The 13,919-nt window shown below is 69.6% G+C and carries 18 protein-coding genes; 12 read left to right on the top strand and 6 right to left on the bottom strand.

Annotation, left to right across the window (positions count from 1 at the left end):
- The first annotated feature begins 11 nt into the window (after positions 1-11).
- The 6 genes from U5918_RS00305 to U5918_RS00280 all read left to right on the top strand — a co-directional run bounded on the left by U5918_RS00305 (position 12) and on the right by U5918_RS00280 (position 5,075).
- Positions 12-878 carry a DUF4129 domain-containing protein gene (locus tag U5918_RS00305; RefSeq protein WP_335998595.1) on the top strand — a complete coding sequence of 289 codons (867 nt, stop codon included), beginning with the start codon at positions 12-14 and terminating at the stop codon, positions 876-878.
- Positions 875-1,462: a DUF7269 family protein gene (locus U5918_RS00300; protein ID WP_335998594.1), complete on the top strand. Its 588-nt coding sequence runs from the start codon at positions 875-877 to the stop codon at positions 1,460-1,462. Before U5918_RS00305 ends, U5918_RS00300 begins: the two co-directional genes overlap by 4 nt.
- Positions 1,459-2,748 carry a DUF58 domain-containing protein gene (locus U5918_RS00295; protein ID WP_335998593.1) on the top strand — a complete coding sequence of 430 codons (1,290 nt, stop codon included), beginning with the start codon at positions 1,459-1,461 and terminating at the stop codon, positions 2,746-2,748. Before U5918_RS00300 ends, U5918_RS00295 begins: the two co-directional genes overlap by 4 nt.
- Positions 2,745-3,506, top strand: a complete 762-nt coding sequence (locus U5918_RS00290; RefSeq protein WP_335998591.1) for a DUF7519 family protein — start codon at positions 2,745-2,747, stop codon at positions 3,504-3,506. The genes U5918_RS00295 and U5918_RS00290 overlap by 4 nt, the downstream gene beginning before the upstream one ends.
- Positions 3,507-3,549: 43 nt before the next feature.
- Positions 3,550-4,461, top strand: coding sequence for a DUF8159 domain-containing protein (locus U5918_RS00285; protein ID WP_335998589.1), 912 nt, complete (start codon positions 3,550-3,552; stop codon positions 4,459-4,461).
- A gap of 71 nt (positions 4,462-4,532) precedes the next feature.
- The gene (locus U5918_RS00280; protein ID WP_335998588.1) at positions 4,533-5,075 is read left to right on the top strand and encodes a hypothetical protein; all 543 of its coding nucleotides are present in this window, start codon (positions 4,533-4,535) and stop codon (positions 5,073-5,075) included.
- On the opposite strand, the gene U5918_RS00275 is transcribed toward U5918_RS00280, so the two are convergent.
- Positions 5,076-6,746 (bottom strand): carboxylesterase/lipase family protein, encoded by a 1,671-nt coding sequence (locus U5918_RS00275; RefSeq protein WP_335998587.1) that lies wholly within the window; start codon positions 6,744-6,746, stop codon positions 5,076-5,078.
- 126 nt (positions 6,747-6,872) lie between these two features.
- On the opposite strand from U5918_RS00275, the gene U5918_RS00270 reads away from it, so the two are divergent.
- Entirely contained in the window at positions 6,873-7,289 is a 417-nt protein-coding gene (locus U5918_RS00270; RefSeq protein WP_335998586.1) for a nuclear transport factor 2 family protein, read from the top strand.
- Complete coding sequence (locus U5918_RS00265) at positions 7,289-7,597, top strand: hypothetical protein (RefSeq protein WP_335998585.1); 309 nt, start codon at positions 7,289-7,291, stop codon at positions 7,595-7,597. Before U5918_RS00270 ends, U5918_RS00265 begins: the two co-directional genes overlap by 1 nt.
- 39 nt (positions 7,598-7,636) lie before the next feature.
- Here U5918_RS00265 and U5918_RS00260 read toward each other — a convergent pair whose 3' ends face one another.
- On the bottom strand, positions 7,637-8,584 hold the full coding sequence (locus tag U5918_RS00260) for a zinc-dependent metalloprotease (RefSeq protein ID WP_335998583.1): 948 nt from the start codon (positions 8,582-8,584) through the stop codon (positions 7,637-7,639).
- Between the two features lie 41 nt (positions 8,585-8,625).
- On the bottom strand, positions 8,626-8,871 hold the full coding sequence (locus U5918_RS00255; protein ID WP_335998582.1) for a hypothetical protein: 246 nt from the start codon (positions 8,869-8,871) through the stop codon (positions 8,626-8,628).
- A 137-nt stretch (positions 8,872-9,008) separates the two neighbouring features.
- Here U5918_RS00255 and U5918_RS00250 point away from each other — a divergent pair, with 137 nt between their 5' ends.
- The 4 genes from U5918_RS00250 (at position 9,009) to purF (ending at position 11,996) form a co-directional block, all read left to right on the top strand.
- The gene (locus U5918_RS00250) at positions 9,009-10,073 is read left to right on the top strand and encodes a M20/M25/M40 family metallo-hydrolase (RefSeq protein WP_335998580.1); all 1,065 of its coding nucleotides are present in this window, start codon (positions 9,009-9,011) and stop codon (positions 10,071-10,073) included.
- A 99-nt stretch (positions 10,074-10,172) separates the two neighbouring features.
- A complete protein-coding gene (locus tag U5918_RS00245; RefSeq protein WP_335998578.1) occupies positions 10,173-10,358 on the top strand; it encodes an LSM domain-containing protein in 186 nt (61 codons plus the stop codon).
- Positions 10,355-10,528 carry a 50S ribosomal protein L37e gene (locus U5918_RS00240; RefSeq protein WP_335998576.1) on the top strand — a complete coding sequence of 58 codons (174 nt, stop codon included), beginning with the start codon at positions 10,355-10,357 and terminating at the stop codon, positions 10,526-10,528. The genes U5918_RS00245 and U5918_RS00240 overlap by 4 nt, the downstream gene beginning before the upstream one ends.
- Before the next feature lie 22 nt (positions 10,529-10,550).
- Positions 10,551-11,996, top strand: a complete 1,446-nt coding sequence (purF, locus tag U5918_RS00235; protein WP_335998574.1) for an amidophosphoribosyltransferase — start codon at positions 10,551-10,553, stop codon at positions 11,994-11,996.
- A 162-nt stretch (positions 11,997-12,158) separates the two neighbouring features.
- On the opposite strand, the gene U5918_RS00230 is transcribed toward purF, so the two are convergent.
- From U5918_RS00230 to U5918_RS00220, 3 genes are all read right to left on the bottom strand, one after another.
- Positions 12,159-12,446, bottom strand: coding sequence for a DUF7344 domain-containing protein (locus U5918_RS00230; RefSeq protein WP_335998572.1), 288 nt, complete (start codon positions 12,444-12,446; stop codon positions 12,159-12,161).
- A gap of 224 nt (positions 12,447-12,670) precedes the next feature.
- Entirely contained in the window at positions 12,671-13,186 is a 516-nt protein-coding gene (locus U5918_RS00225) for an Lrp/AsnC family transcriptional regulator (RefSeq protein ID WP_335998570.1), read from the bottom strand.
- 120 nt (positions 13,187-13,306) lie between these two features.
- Positions 13,307-13,867 carry a DUF420 domain-containing protein gene (locus tag U5918_RS00220; protein ID WP_335998568.1) on the bottom strand — a complete coding sequence of 187 codons (561 nt, stop codon included), beginning with the start codon at positions 13,865-13,867 and terminating at the stop codon, positions 13,307-13,309.
- Between the last annotated feature and the right edge of the window lie 52 nt (positions 13,868-13,919).

Genomic DNA, 13,919 nt, shown 5'->3' with positions numbered 1-13,919 from the left:
CTGAATTCACGATGAACCGGACACAATTCACGTCACTGCTGATCGCGCTCGTCTGCTTCGGCGCGGTCGGCGTCTCGGCGTCGACGCTGTCGTCCTCCGTCGCGGCCGACCCCTCCGAGGCGCTCGACCCCGACTACGAACTGATCCCCGTCGCCGGTGACGGCCTCGAACGCCTCGACTCAGCGGTCGCCCAGAACGGCGACCAGCGGGCGGCCGGCGGCGGGGACGGGGACGACGGCTCCGGCGGCGACGACAGCGGGGACGACGACGAGAGAGCCGACCCGGGTGCCGAGGGCGAACAGGAGGCAGACGAGAGCGATCCCGACGGCTCGGAGGAGAGCGAGCAATCGAACGACGGCGCCGGCAGCGACGGCGGCGGTGGCGGCGGCGAACAGGAGGCGGAGGCCCAGAGCGGCGGGCCGTCGATGTCCGGCGGGCTCGGCCTCTTCGACCAGCGGTTCACGATCGCCGACCTGCTGACGCTGCTTGGACTGGCGCTCCTCCTCCTGGCGACCGCGTGGGTCGTCTACCGGTATCGCGACCGGATCCGGGCGTTGCTCGCGCAGCCCGACGAGGAGGCCGTCGAGGACGGGCCGACGGTGCTCACGGACGGCCCGCCGCCGGACGACAACGAGGTGTTCGAGTCCTGGGAGGCGCTCGTCTCGTCGCTGGACGTCGCGGAGCCCCACACCCTGACGACGCGCGAGTGCGCCGACGCGGCCTCCGACGAGGGGTTCGACCGCGAGGAGATCGAGCGCCTCCGGCTCGTCTTCGAGGACGTCCGCTACGGCGGCCGGCCGGTGACGGACGGGCGCCGCCGGCGCGCCAGGACCGCCCGCGAGCGACTCGACATCGGACGGAACGGTGAGTCGCCGTGAACCGGCGACGCGTCGGCCTGGGACTCGGCGGGAGCCTGCTCGCGCTCGGGCTCGCGTTCGTCCTGTTCGACGGCCTCGGGGACGCGGGGTCGACGGGCTGGCTCGCCGAACCCGGGAACGACTACCTGCTCGCGGCCGGCGTGGGAAGCCTGCTCGTGCTGGTCGGACTGGGCTTCGTCGTCGCGCGCTCGGTCGGCGGCTTCGACGGTGCGTCCCCGCCGCGGCGCGAGGAAGTCCCGGACGGGACGCCAGCGGGTGCCGAGATCGACCGCGCGATCGACGGTGACCTCTCCGTCCGCGACCACCTGGCTGGCGACGAGCGCGTCGACGTCCGCGAGCGCCTCCGCGCGGCGACCGTCGACACCGTCGCCAGGACAGAGCGAATCCGGCGCCCCGAGGCCCGCGAGCGCGTCGCGGCCGGCGAGTGGACCCAGGACCGCGTCGCGGCGAACTTCCTGGCCGAGACGGACCGCGCCCCGCTGCTCGCACGCGCGGTGGACGCACTGCCCGGTGGCTCCCGTTTCCAGCGCCGGGCGGATCGGACGGTCGAGGCGCTGCTCGCGCTCGGGGAGGGGAAACGGTGACGCGCGTCCGTCGGACACACCACTGGCGCGGCGTGGTGGCGGTCGCCCTCCTCGGGACCGCGCTGGGACTGCTGACGAAGCGGCCGCTGGTCGTCCTGGCGAGTTCCGTCGGCATCGGATTCGCGGTGTATCCGCGCCTGCTGACCCCACCGACGGTCTCGCTCGCCGTCGAGCGGGACCTCGGGACGCGCGATCCGTCCCCCGGCGAGTCGGTCCCGGTCACCGTGACGGTGACAAACGACGGGGAGTCGTGGCTCACCGACCTCCGGCTGATCGACGGCGTGCCCGCGATGCTGACAGTGATCGACGGGACCGCCCGACACGCGACGGCGCTTGGGCCCGGTGAGTCGACCACGTTCACCTACGCGATCGCGGCCGAGCCGGGCGCGCACCGGTTCCGGTCGCTGACCGCCATCGCGCGCGACCCCAGCGGCGCCCACGAGGTCGAGGCGGAGATCGAGACGACCGACGAGATCGCGTGTCTCGACGCGCCGGCCGAACCGCCGGTCGACCGCACGTCGAACCCGTTCCCGGGCCGGGTGCTGACCGACGAGAGCGGCGCCGGCATCGAGTTCTCGAACACCCGCGAGTACCACCCCGGCGACGACCGCTCGCGGATCGACTGGCGCCAGCTGGCCAAGACGGGCGAGCTCTCGACCCTCGAGTTCCGCCAGGAACGCAGCGTCTCGGTGCTGGTCTGCGTCGACGCGAGGCCGGTCGCCTACCGCGGCCCGACGGGCGAGCCCCACGCCGTCTCCCACGGCGTCGCGGCGGCCCGCGAGCTGCTCGAATCCGTCTGGGACCTCGGGGAACGCGCCGGGCTGACGACGCTGGGCGGCCCAGACTGCTGGGTTCCGCCGGGACGCGGCTCCGACCACGCCGACCGGACCCGGCGGACGCTGCTCACACACCCGTCGCTCTCGCCGCAGCCCCCGGAGGAGAACGCGGTCGGGACGGACGATGTTGACGATGGTGATGAGGAAGCAGCGGGCTTCGACGGCCTCCGGCGACGACTGGGGGCCGACGACCAGCTGTTCCTCGTCACGCCGTTGCCCGACGACGCGATGGTCTCGTTCGCGCTGGAACTGGCCGCGGGCGGGCGAACGGTCACCGTGATCAGCCCGGACGTGACCGGCGAGGACTCGCCGGGCGAGCGACTCGCGGCGCTCGAACGGCGCAACCGGATCGATCGTCTCCACCGCGGCGAGGTCCGGGTCGTCGACTGGGACCCGACCGAACGGCTCCGCAAGAGCGTCGCCACGGCCCAGGGACGGTGGTCGCGATGACGGAGTTCGAGCGGACCGACGGCGGAACCGCGGATCGTACCCGACCGGCGAACCACCGGCACGCCGCGACCGACCGGGCGCGCCAGACCGTCGACCACCGCCCGTCGAGTCTCGGGAGCGTGCTGGCGGTGACGCTCGCGGCCCTCAGCACCGCGCTGGTGGCGACTGACCCTCTGCAGAATCGGTCGCTCGCCGTCGTGCTCCTCGGCGTGTTGGTCCTCGGCGTGGGCTACCGCGGACGAGAGGGTGCGCTCCCGACGGTTCGGCTGGGCCTCGGGCTCGCCGTCGTCTTCGCCGGGATCTGGCTGTCGATCTCGGCGGATCTGGGCCGGATCGCGGACGCCGAACTGCTGCCGGGGCTGTACGGCCTGACCGTCCTGGGGCTCGGCCTGCTCCCGATCCGGGAGGGATGGGAGACCAAACTGGCGACGCTGGGCGTCGCGCTCGTGCTCGTGACGGTCCTGTTCAGCGGGATCACGCGCGACGCGGGGCTGGTCCCGATCCTCGCGGCGACGGTGGCCGCGGTCGCCGCCTGGGACGCCGCGCGCCACGCGATCACGCTCGGCGAGCAGGTCGGCCGGTCGGCCGTGGAGCCGATCGCCGAACTCGCACACCTCGGCGCGACGACCGGCGTCGGCGTCGCGACCGTCGCGCTGGCGGTGACCGTCTGGCGCCTGCAGATCACGGACGTCCCGCTGCTCGCGCTGGTCTGCCTGCTCGGGGCCGGCGCCGCACTGCTGTTCGTCGTCTACGAGTGAGGAGCCGACCCGTTTTTGTCCCTCCCCGCTCTACCGGTCAGCCATGCGAGGGGTCCGTTCGGGGACGAGGGCGTGTGCGCTGGCGCTCCTGCTGGTGCTCGCCGGGTGTAGCGGCGGCGGTGGGTTCGATAGCAGGGACCCGGAGCCGATACCGACCCCCGACACGGACGCGAGGTCGGGGACGCCCACGCCACCAGCCGTGACGCCCGCGCCGCCGGAGAGCGCCGACACCGAAGGCGGACGGGCGTTCCTGGCCGGACTCGAACGATCCGGGTTCCCCGTCAGATCGGTGTCGACGAACAACGGCGGATTCGGGGTGACCTACGTCTCGAACGACACGGGCGACAGACTGCTCAGGGACGCCTACGTCCTGGGGCTGGCCTACGGCGGCACCGTCAACCGGACCTGGACGAACGGGACGACCTGGAACGCCACCCGGCTGGACGGACTGGCAGTGAGCGACTCGGGGCGGGCCCTGGCGCGCTATCGCATGCCGGCGTCCTGGCCGCTGCAGTACTTCCAGGGACGCATCTCGGCCGAGACGCTGACCGATCGGATCCGGGCGAGCCTCGAACGCACCGACTCGTCGGGGCAGTTCCCCCAGCAGGACGGCGAGTTGAACGCCCTCTACGTCGCGGCCGACGATACGGCGGTCGACGTGGCCGGCGCGACGACGCGCAACCGGACCGCGTATCTGACGGTGCGGGCACCCACGAGCGATCGAGAACAGTTCAGGACTGCAGTGCAGGAAGTCGTGACGGCCTACGGCGCGGAGACGACCGACTGGGACACGGCGGCGCTCGAACTGTCGATCCGGGATCGCGAGGGCGAGTTCCACGGCTGGTATCGTGCGGACGCCGACTTCGCAGCGAACGTCTCGGCCGGCCGCGCGAACGTGACCCTCGAGGCGAGGCGCTACCTCCCGAACGAGGGCCGGCTTGTCCGGACGCGGTAGGCGGCCGTGCGGCCCGGCGAGCCGTGGTATCGACACGTTCTTCGGGATTCGAATCCAACCTGCGTGTAGCTATGCGCGTCAGAGACTGGCAGGACATCCTCGAGGACGTCGTCGAGAGCGACGCCGACGCGAGCGGGTGGCGAGCGGTCGGCGGCGACCGGGCCAGCGGCATCGGCGAGGACCTGTACGTGGGTCACCCTGACGCCGCCGTCTACCAGCTCAAGACCTACGCGAAGAACCCCTTCGAGGTCCAGGGCGTCGGGACCCGCGTCGCCCGGCGCATCGACGAGGACCTCGACGACCTCTTCCCGAGCGACGACGCCGGCCGATTCGTCGTCCAGCAACCCGTCGAGGCCGACGAGGCCGAGGACGTGGCGAACGAACTGGAGGAGGTCATCAGGGCCCACGCGGACGCGCCGACGACCCCCGACGCGCTGTTCGACGACGTGATGGAGACGCTCGACAGCCCGGCCTTCGGGCCCGCGGAGTTCGAGTTGACCGACCGACCCGACGGGATGGACGAACTGGCGGAGACCTTCGAGGAGGCCGAGGAGATGCTCGACGCGGAACTGGACGACCTGGTCGACGAGAACGTCAGTCGCGGGTTCGAGTAGTCAGCGACCGATCGAGCGCAGGTAGTCGTAGACGTCCCGGAAGACGGCACAGCCAGCCCGGGTTCCCGTCTCGACCGCGACCGTTTTCTCCCGCAGGCGGACTTTCGTGTGGTCCTCGTCGACGGCCGGCCAGGCGGGGAGATCGCTCCCGCTCGATCCGTTGGGATCGCCGGATTCGGCGAAGTTCGACCAGTAAGCCTGCATCCGGTCGCGGAGTTTCCAGTCGCCGGGCCCCATGATCCCCGTCGGAAGCCCCTGCTGGGTGACGGTCTGGCCGAACACGTAGGAGAGTTCGGCGGTGTGGTAGGCGCCGGGATCCTCCGAGAGCAGGGTGACCGGGATCGTCGGCGTGTCGTCGAACACGTAGCGGTAGGCGGTGCCGCCGTGGTCGCGGACGGCGTCGACGACGGCCGCGTCCGAACAGAGGAAGAACTCGTCGCTCAGCAGGTCGACGTAGGCCGTCTCCAGGGAGTCGTACGCGTCCGCCGGGTAGGCGTCGCGAACGCGATCCGCGAACCGGCCGTACGCCGCGTCGAGCCAGTCGTCGTAGGCCGTGGCGGACTCCGGCACGGTGTCGCCCGCGAACTCGAGGAAGAACTGGTACTCGTCGGCGTTGCCGCCGGCGATCACCGGCACGTCGTGGAAGTCGCCGTTCGCGATCCGGGTCGCCGGGTGTTCGGGCACGACCTCGCCGTCCACGCCGAAGACCAGGCCCGGCTGCGCGACACCCGGGAGGTCCGGGTCGGGATCGCCGCCGACAGCGAGCGCGCCGGACACGCCGTAGGCCTCGGCCAGCGATTCCGGGTCCTGCTCGCGGAGGCAGGCGAGCGCGTCGCCGTCGGCACAGCCGAGTTCCTCGGCCGCTTCGGCGCCCCGAGCTTCCAGTTCCGACAGCGAGTAGAGCGGGTCCGTGATCGGGCCGCTCTGGCTGATCGCGCGGTGGAACAGGCCCTCGGTCTCGGGGTCGGTCAACAGCGTGAGGACGGCGTGGCCGCCGGCCGATTCGCCGAAGATCGTCACGTTGTCCGGGTCGCCGCCGAAGGCTTCGACGTTGCGCTGGACCCACTCCAGGCCCGCGCGGACGTCGAGGTAGCCCGCGTTCGCTGGTGCCGAGGGGTTCTCGGCCGTGATCTCCGGATGGGCGAAAAAGCCCAGCGCGTTCAGCCGGTAGTTGACGGCGACGACGACCACGTCCCCGGTCGCGGCCAGGTTCCCGCCCGGGAACCGGTTGCTCCCGAAGTTGAACGCGCCGCCGTGGATCCAGAACATGACGGGCTTCTCGCCCGGATCGGCGTCCGCTGGCGCCCAGACGTTGCAGTTGAGACAGCCGTCCTCCTCGCCGACGAACTTCCCGACGTCGACGCCGAGGAAACTCGTCGCCAGCACCGGTTGCGGCGCGAGCGGGCCGAAGTCCGTCGCGTCGCGGGTCCCCTCCCACGACGGGGCGGGGGTCTCCGGCGGCCGGAACCGGCGCTCCCCGACCGGCTGGTGAGCGTACGGAACCCCGCGGAAGGCGTGGTAGTCGCCCTCGTCCTCGCCCTCGACCGTGCCGCTCTCGGTCTCCACCTCGGGGCCCGAGAACCACCAGCCCGTGTTCGCACTGCCGATACCGCTCCCCGCACCCAGCGCGGACGCTCCCCCGAGCGCCCGCAAGTACCGTCGTCGGTCCATCTGTGGTGTCCGCCACCCTATTTCGGAACCGCCGGGCTGTTCGTTTCCGTTCGTATGCGAGGGAATATATCAGGGGGCGGAAGCCGAATCCGACAACTGAAGTCGACCCGCGTCCACCATCTCGCCATGGACGCCGCCGACACGATCCGGGCGTACTACGACGCACTCCGGGCCGGCGAGCCGCTCGCCCCCTTCTTCGCGGCCGAGCGAGCCGGTGACCCACAAGCCGTCAAGTTCGGCATCTCCGAGCGGCTCGTGGGAGTCGAGTCGATCCGCGAGGGACTGCGCGACCAGACCGAGCGGACGGTCGACTGGGCGGTCGACAGCCGTGCGCTCAGGGTGACCGAACGGGAGCGCCACGCCTGGTTCGCAGACGACGTGACGATGGGCTGGACCGACACCGAGCGCGGGATCCGGTACGAGTTCGAGACCAGGTGGAGCGGGACGCTCGAACGCCGCGAGACCGCCGACACGTCGCCCGGAACGCCGGAGTCGGACTGGCGGTTCGTCGGAATGCACGTCAGCACGGCAGGGGAGATCTGATGGTCGGACCGGTCTCGAACGAGGACCGTGCGGCCTTCCTGCGACGGGCGAAGGTCGGGTTCGTCCTCCTCGTCGGCGGCTCAGCGGGCCTGATCACGTTCCAGGGGAGTCCGGGGCTGCCGGTGGTCGCCGGCGCCGTCGTCGCCGGCCTCGTCGTCGGCGCAGCGCTCACCTACTTCGCCTTCCCCGACACCCGCCGATTCCGCGATCAGACCGGCGCTCCCAAGTCGGGCTCGCAGGGACACCTCGAACGGCGCTTCGAGAGCGAGAACCGGACCGAAGACGGTCGAAAGCGGCGCAACCGCTGACGGAGCGGTGAAAGAAGGGAGAGAACCGTTTTGCGGCAGTTACCGAACCCGCGCGAGCCAGGACTGCGGATCGTCGAGTTCCGCGTCGGTCGGCAGGTTCGAGGGGCGCTCCCAGACTGCTGAGGCGCCGGCGACGCCGCGTTCGTCGGCGACGGCCTCGAAGAAGCGCTTGCCGCGCTCGTACTGCCGGCGCTTCATGCCGAGGCCGAGGAGGCGGCGCACGAGCATCGAGATCGGGCCACGACCCTGCCGGCGTTCGTCGAGTTTCTCCCTGAGGTCGGCGTACTCGCCGTCGAAGGCCCGGTCCATGACGAGTTCCGCGTAGCCCTCGACGGCCGTCATGGTGGTGTCGAGGTTCCGGAGCGCATCGCGGTCGAGGCTCCCCTCCGAGAGCGCGTCGACGGCGCCCTCGAGGTCAGCTTCGAGTTCGTCGGCGAGCCACGGGGCGGCCCCGAACTCGGCGGCGTGGGCGACCTCGTGGAATGCGATCCAGCGCCGGAAGCGCGGTTCGGACACGTCGAGCGTGTGCGCGACCGCCTCGATGTTCGGGTGGACGAAGTAGAGGGCGTGGGCGTCGCTCTCGCCCAGCAGGAGGGGGTCGTACTGGCCGAGGACGTTGTTCGCCAGGAAGCCGAGGGCGACGGACATGGTTCCGGTGTTGACGACGCGGGCGACGCCGGGGAGCACGCCGACCTGGTCGCCCAGCGGCGCCATCACTCGCTGGAACGTGTCGATGTTGGCGTCGACCCAGTGGTGGCGGTTCTGGATTTCGACCGTGTCGGGGACGTCGAAATCGATCTCGGCGACCTCGCGGATCCGGGTGCGCGCTTCGCGCACGTCGGCCGCGTAGCCGTCCTGCTGTTTCTCGGAGAGGGCGATAGAGCCGGGGTCGGTCGACGCTTTGGCCGCCTCGGCGACTGCCGTCCAGTCGACGGGACCGGTACCCGACGCGCCGGTCACCGCCTGGACGCTACGAAAGAGACCCATACGGTGTTCAAGGGGGGTCCGGTAGAAAGGCCTTCTCCCCGTCAGTTGGTCAGTTCGACCGCCTCGTCGATCTCGATCTCCTCGCCGACCTCGCTCCGGGAGATCAGCCACGCCACCGCGACGATGCCACCGAGCGCGAGGAAAGCGAACAGCTTCCCCTTCGCGCCGCCGCCCGATGTGTCGGTCGCGGCCGCGCCCTCCTCCGCTTCGCCACCGCCGAGGAACGGCGCGGCGTTGGAGAACGATGCCTCGTCGAGGTGCAACTCGAACAGTGTGATGTCCACCATACCGGTCCATCCACGTCCCCCGGCATACGGTTTGGGGTCGCGACGGTTTTCGGCGGGCCTCGGTGGGCAGACGGCGGGGGGCGTCGATGGTGGTCGGCGGTCGTCGGCTTCATATCCGGCCCGCGAGAGTGACGGGTATGGACGAACGAGGACGCGAGTTCCTGTTCGAGTTGCTGGAGACCGCGGCACCGACCGGGTTCGAGACCGCCGGGCAGCGCGTCTGGATCGACCACTGCTCGGAACTGGCCGACGAGGTCCGCACCGACGCCTACGGCAACGCCGTGGCGATCCACGAGGGCGACCCCGACGCGCCGACCATCGCCGTCACTGGTCACGGCGACGAGATCGGGTTCGTCGTCCGCCGCATCGACGACGACGGGTTCCTCCACCTCTCGCGCATCGGGGGGACGGACAAGACCGTCTCGCGCGGCCAGCACGTCACCGTCCGGACCGACGACGGCCCGGTCCGGGGCGTGATCGGCCAGACCGCCATCCACCTCCGGGACGGCGACGACGACGAGGTGGCCGACATTACCGAGCAGTACGTCGACGTGGGTGCGGCAGACGAGGACGAGGCCCGCGAACTGGTCGACGTGGGCGATCCCCTCACCGTGGCGTCGGGGGTCGAGGAACTCCAGGGCTCGCGGCTGTCGGGCCGCGCGATGGACAACCGCGTCGGGACCTGGACCGCCGCCGAGGTCCTCCGACACGCGGTCGAGAACGACGTGGACGCGACGGTGAAGGCCGTCAGCACGGTGCAGGAAGAGGTCGGCGGCAACGGGGCGCAGATGATCGGCTTCGACCTCGATCCGGACGCGGCGGTCGTGGTGGACGTGACCCACGCGACGGACACGCCGGGACTGGCACCCAAGCGCGACGTGGACGTGGCGCTGGGCGAGGGGCCGTCGATCCGTCGGGGGTTGCCCGACCACCCGGTGCTGGTCGACGCGCTCCGGACCGTCGCGGCGGACGAGGACCGGCCCGTCCAGCTGGAGGCGGCGAGCAACACCACCAAGACCGACGCCAACTCGCTGTTCGTCCAGCGTGGCGGCATCCCCTCGGTCAACGTGGGCATCCCGACGCGGTACATGCACACGCCGGTCGAAGTGATCGATACCGGGGACCTGACGGGGGCGGTCGAAGTCATCGCCGGGGCGGTCGATCGGGCGGATGCGTTCGCACCGTTCGCCGTCGAGCCGTAGCCGATCGAGGGGCGAAATCGCCGGACAGTCCCGGACTGCGGCGGCTGTGACCGGTGGGATAGCGGTACGTTTATACGTCCGTCGACACCCCGTTTCCCTATGAGTGGACGACCGCTGGACGTCCTCGAAGCGGCGCTCGGATCGAGCGTGACGGTGCAACTCAAAGGGGGCGAGGTGTACGAGGGAGAACTGACCGGCTACGATCAGCACATGAACCTGGTCGTCGAGGACGGTGACAACACAACGATTATACGCGGCGATAACGTCGTGTCGATCAACCCATGACTGGCGCAGGAACCCCGAGTCAGGGGAAGAAGAACACGACGACACACACGAAGTGCCGTCGGTGTGGCGAGAAGTCGTATCACACGAAAAAGAAAGTCTGTTCGTCCTGTGGTTTCGGCAAGTCCGCCAAGCGTCGTGATTACGCCTGGCAGGACAAGGCCGGCGAGTGACGGACGAATCCCACCCACCACCATGCACGAGAAGTGCGGCGTCGTCGGTGTATCGTTACAGGACCGAGACGCCGCCCGCCCGCTCTATTACTCACTGTACGCCCTCCAGCACCGCGGCCAGGAGTCGGCCGGTATCGTCACCCACGACGGCTTTCAGCAGCACTCCCACGTCGAGATGGGACTCGTCGGTGACGCCTTCTCGCAGGACGACCTCCAGCAGCTCAACGGCACGCAGGGTATCGGGCACGTCCGATACCCCACCGCCGGCAGCGTCACCGCCAGCTGCGCCCAGCCCTTCTCCGTCTCCTTCAAGAGCGGTTCGCTCGGGCTGAGCCACAACGGCAACCTCGTGAACGCCGACGAGGTGGGCGACCGCCTGGCCGAACTCGGCCACGCCTTCACCTCCGACGGCGACACGGAGGTCATCGCCCACGATCTGGCGCGGAACCTCCTCGAAGAGGACCTCGTGCGCGCCGTCAAGCGAACGATGAGCCGGATCCACGGCTCCTATTCGCTGACGATCATGCACGACGACACCGTGCTGGGCGTGCGCGACCCCGAGGGCAATCGCCCGCTCTGTATCGGCGAACTCGAGGACGGCTACGTCCTCGCCTCGGAGTCGGCGGCCATCGACACCCTCGACGGCGAGTTGATCCGGGACGTCCGACCGGGCGAACTCGTCGTCCTCCACGACGACGGGACGGGCTACGACACCTATCAACTCGTACAATCTGAGAACACGGCCCACTGCTTCTTCGAGCACGTCTACTTCGCGCGGCCGGACTCGGTGATCGACGACGAACTCGTCTACGAGGTGCGCCGCGAACTCGGTCGCGCCCTGTGGGAGGAGAGCGGCATCGAGAGCGACGTGGTGATGCCGGTCCCCGACTCCGGGCGCGCGTTCGCCTCCGGATACGCGGAAGCCGCCAACGAGGATCCCGACAGCGAGGGCGTCGAGTTCGCGGAGGGGCTGATGAAGAACCGGTACGTCGGCCGGACGTTCATCATGCCGACGCAGGACGAGCGCGAGCGCGCCGTTCGGATGAAACTCAACCCGATCAAGTCGACGGTCGAGGGCAAGACGGTCACGCTGATCGACGACTCGATCGTCCGCGGGACGACCTCGACGCAACTGGTCGAGTTGATGCGCGACGCCGGGGCCGAGGAGGTCCACGTCCGCATCGGCGCGCCGCCGATCGTCGCCCCGTGTTACATGGGGATCGACATGGCCTCGCGCGACGAGTTGATCGCGGCGGACCAGTCGGTCGCGGACATCCGCGACGAGATCGAGGCCGACTCGCTGTCGTACCTCTCGATCGACTCCATCGCGAGCGCCCTCTCGCGGTCGAAGGCGGACCTCTGTCTCGGCTGTGTCACCGGCGAGTATCCCTACGACATCGACGGCGAGGCGACCGATCGGGAGGTCGATCGGCCAGCAGTCGGGACGACTGCGCACGCGGACGATTAGGGGGCATAGCGAGGTTCGACCGAAGGGAGAACCTCGGTTACCGCGAACGGTGAGCGAAGCGAGTCGTGAGTAGCGCGGTTCGAGTGCAACGAGCCGTGAGCGACGAGCACTCGTTCTGTCGGAAAATCCTCGGAATCGGGGGACGGGAACCGGACCGAACGGTCAGGCGGCGCGATCGGCGACGAGTTCGAGCAGGGGCCGAACCTGCTCGAAGTTCGGGCCTCTGCTGATCTCGTCGCTGTCTTCGTGCCACTCGATGATCCCGTAGTGGGCGAGTTTCGGGAGGTGGACGTGGTACAGCCCCGCCCGTCGCTGGAGGGATTTACGGTCAGTGCCCCCGTCGCTGACGGCTGCCGTAGCGGTGCTCTCCCGTCGTGGTTCGTCCAGTAGGGGGAGCAGTAATTGTCGGCGGCGATCGTGAGCCAGGGCGTCGAAGGTGTCGTCGTTCATGGTTCGTGAGAGGTCCGCTACCCACCACCGGTTGTCGTGGTAATCGTAACCTGCGTGTGAAAGTCCGGTACAGACGCGGATAACGGTGTCGTGGGGCCGAACGAACAGATTGTGGATTTCACAGCATACCGGCACCGAGATTGCGTTTGGCTCGGGTCACCGCTGTGGATTCTCTACGCGATGGCGGGTGAAATTGTGAAATCGAGAGAAGATACCGGAATCGATCAGGTCGACTCCTCGCTGGCGTGTTCGTCGTCGCGTGCGTCCATATCCTCGTTCCCCTGCAGGAAGAAGTGGTTGAACGGCTGGACGTGTCGGCGGCGCATCATCTCTGAGCTCTCGATCTGGACGCCGAGGTCGTGGACGGTGTCGGTGATCCGCGTGATCTCCTTGGTACTGGTGCCGACGACGTCGACGTGGAGGTTGCGGCGGCCGGTGAGCATCTCGCGGACGTCGATGACGCCCTGTATCGACCGGATCTGATCCGAGTAGTGAGCCACCTCGGTCGGTGGGGCGGTGATAACGAAGGTCAGTTGCAGGGGGAGGTTGGCCGCCTCGTAGTCGATCTCGGGGTGGTAGCCCCGGACGATGCCGTCGGCCTCGAGGCGGTCGATGCGGTTGCGGACGGTGCTGGGGGAGACGCCGACGGAGTCCGCGATGTCCTGGGCGGTAGCGTTGCGGGCGTCCTCCTGGAGGAGGTACAGGATGCTCCGGTCCACGTCGTCCAGGTCACGGCCCATAGCCGTGAGATGGGTCCCGAGGCGAAAGTCAGCATTGTCGGGTTGGTCAGCGGGTAGTTGCGACTCCCTTGCGGGCGTGGGTTGCTGGCAGCAGGTGGTCCCGCGTCTGGCGGCAGGCAGTCAGAACAGCACGTACAGCAGGAGGTAGACGACGGTCCCGAGGGTGAAGGAGACGAGCCACAGGGTCGCGGCGACGCGGCCGACCCGCGGGTGGTTCGTCTCCGAGAGCTCGCTGACTGGACGGGTCAGCGCGAGCAGGAGGACGTAGAACAGGAGGGGGATGCAGACGATGGCGAGCAGCATGTGGATCCCCAGGATCGGGAGGTACGCGAACCGCTCGACGGCCGCGGGGCCAGCGAAGCCGGCGGGGCCTTCCAGGGTGACCCGGTAGAGATAGAGGGCCAGGAAGGTGCCGAAGAGGGCGAGCCCGGCGAGCATGGCGCGGCGGTGGCGGGCGACGTTCCCGTGTCGGATCGCTCGCCAGCCGGCGAGGATCACGACGACGGCGAGGACGCTCACGGCGGCGTTGAGGTGGGGGATGGCGGCGACGAACCAGTCGGGCGCGCGAGGCAGTGCGGTGCTGGGGATCACGCCCAGGACCGCACCGAAGACGAGCGCGAGCGCCACGGCGGTCAACAGGCCGGTCAACTCGGGGACGCGATCGCGCGCGCTGAGCTCCATAGTCGGCCGGACGGCCCGAATCCGCATGTGCGTTTCCGTTCGGCCGGCGACC

This window comes from Halorientalis sp. LT38 (genome assembly GCF_037031225.1).
In the GTDB taxonomy this organism is placed as follows: domain Archaea; phylum Halobacteriota; class Halobacteria; order Halobacteriales; family Haloarculaceae; genus Halorientalis; species Halorientalis halophila.
This window is presented reverse-complemented; position numbering and strand designations above follow the sequence as displayed.

Bases quoted from the DNA above. Each gene is read 5' to 3' on its own strand.
- U5918_RS00305 (WP_335998595.1), top strand. From the start codon at position 12: ATGAACCGGACACAATTCACGTCACTGCTGATCGCGCTCGTCTGCTTC.
- U5918_RS00290 (WP_335998591.1), top strand. From the start codon at position 2,745: ATGACGGAGTTCGAGCGGACCGACGGCGGAACCGCGGATCGTACCCGA.
- U5918_RS00285 (WP_335998589.1), top strand. From the start codon at position 3,550: ATGCGAGGGGTCCGTTCGGGGACGAGGGCGTGTGCGCTGGCGCTCCTG.
- U5918_RS00280 (WP_335998588.1), top strand. From the start codon at position 4,533: ATGCGCGTCAGAGACTGGCAGGACATCCTCGAGGACGTCGTCGAGAGC.
- U5918_RS00275 (WP_335998587.1), bottom strand. From the start codon at position 6,746: ATGGACCGACGACGGTACTTGCGGGCGCTCGGGGGAGCGTCCGCGCTG.
- U5918_RS00270 (WP_335998586.1), top strand. From the start codon at position 6,873: ATGGACGCCGCCGACACGATCCGGGCGTACTACGACGCACTCCGGGCC.
- U5918_RS00265 (WP_335998585.1), top strand. From the start codon at position 7,289: ATGGTCGGACCGGTCTCGAACGAGGACCGTGCGGCCTTCCTGCGACGG.
- U5918_RS00260 (WP_335998583.1), bottom strand. From the start codon at position 8,584: ATGGGTCTCTTTCGTAGCGTCCAGGCGGTGACCGGCGCGTCGGGTACC.
- U5918_RS00255 (WP_335998582.1), bottom strand. From the start codon at position 8,871: ATGGTGGACATCACACTGTTCGAGTTGCACCTCGACGAGGCATCGTTC.
- U5918_RS00250 (WP_335998580.1), top strand. From the start codon at position 9,009: ATGGACGAACGAGGACGCGAGTTCCTGTTCGAGTTGCTGGAGACCGCG.
- U5918_RS00245 (WP_335998578.1), top strand. From the start codon at position 10,173: ATGAGTGGACGACCGCTGGACGTCCTCGAAGCGGCGCTCGGATCGAGC.
- U5918_RS00240 (WP_335998576.1), top strand. From the start codon at position 10,355: ATGACTGGCGCAGGAACCCCGAGTCAGGGGAAGAAGAACACGACGACA.
- purF (WP_335998574.1), top strand. From the start codon at position 10,551: ATGCACGAGAAGTGCGGCGTCGTCGGTGTATCGTTACAGGACCGAGAC.
- U5918_RS00230 (WP_335998572.1), bottom strand. From the start codon at position 12,446: ATGAACGACGACACCTTCGACGCCCTGGCTCACGATCGCCGCCGACAA.
- U5918_RS00225 (WP_335998570.1), bottom strand. From the start codon at position 13,186: ATGGGCCGTGACCTGGACGACGTGGACCGGAGCATCCTGTACCTCCTC.
- U5918_RS00220 (WP_335998568.1), bottom strand. From the start codon at position 13,867: ATGGAGCTCAGCGCGCGCGATCGCGTCCCCGAGTTGACCGGCCTGTTG.